Source organism: Streptomyces sp. HNM0645 (genome assembly GCF_030056615.1).
In the GTDB taxonomy this organism is placed as follows: domain Bacteria; phylum Actinomycetota; class Actinomycetes; order Streptomycetales; family Streptomycetaceae; genus Streptomyces; species Streptomyces marianii.
Window position 1 is genome coordinate 1 of sequence record NZ_JASHLT010000125.1, and the last position, 692, is coordinate 692.

Consider the following 692-nt stretch of genomic DNA (forward strand, 5'->3'; position numbering starts at 1 on the left):
CACGGCGGCAGAACCCCAGCCGGAGTCTTCGCCCGCACAGGACAACGACTCCTCGCCCTCGCCGCCGGCATCTGGCACAACTGGACCACCAACGCCGCAACCAAACGATCACTGATCGCCTACGACCACTGAAAACATCGGACTCATTCATCTAGGCGCAGAGCCTCCTCGGTCAGAGCACCCCCAACACCATGTCCCCGCGCGGCCTCGTCCACGACCACGTCCTCGATGCGAGCCCGCAGACCGGAAGGCAAGGGAAACATGACCAACGTCAGCATCCCGACTACTTCACCTTCGACCCGCGCCATCAACACCGTGTTCGCATCGCCGGCGAGCAAGCGCTGCACTGCTTCACGATCCAACGGGCTGGCTGTGCTCGAAAGCTGAGGCAACAAGCGCGCGAATGCCTCAACCGACTCGTCGTTTGCTTCACGGACGACCACAACCTCAACGCTCATGATCTCGACCCTACAGAGCAAGTCCCATCACAAGGCGGCACCCCAAAGATCGATCCACGCCTAGTACTGCAACGGTCTTTGCCGTGACGGTTTGGCAGTCGGATCGTTGTGCTGGGCATGGGGTGGGATGTGGTGCCGGCGGATGTCCGGCGTTGGTCGTCTGGGCTGGCTGAGCTGCATGAACGGTTCGTGTATCGGTTCAACAGGCTGGAGCCGCGGGAGTCGTCGCTGGCG

General features: G+C 62.1%; 2 pseudogenes. One reads left to right on the plus strand and one right to left on the minus strand.

Annotated elements, in window-relative coordinates:
• Positions 1 to 132: pseudogene (locus tag QMZ92_RS35910) on the plus strand (IS982 family transposase); the annotation flags it as partial.
• A 20-nt stretch (positions 133 to 152) separates the two neighbouring features.
• Here QMZ92_RS35910 and QMZ92_RS35915 read toward each other — a convergent pair.
• Positions 153 to 458: pseudogene (locus tag QMZ92_RS35915) on the minus strand (GNAT family N-acetyltransferase); the annotation flags it as partial.
• Positions 459 to 692 lie beyond the last annotated feature (234 nt).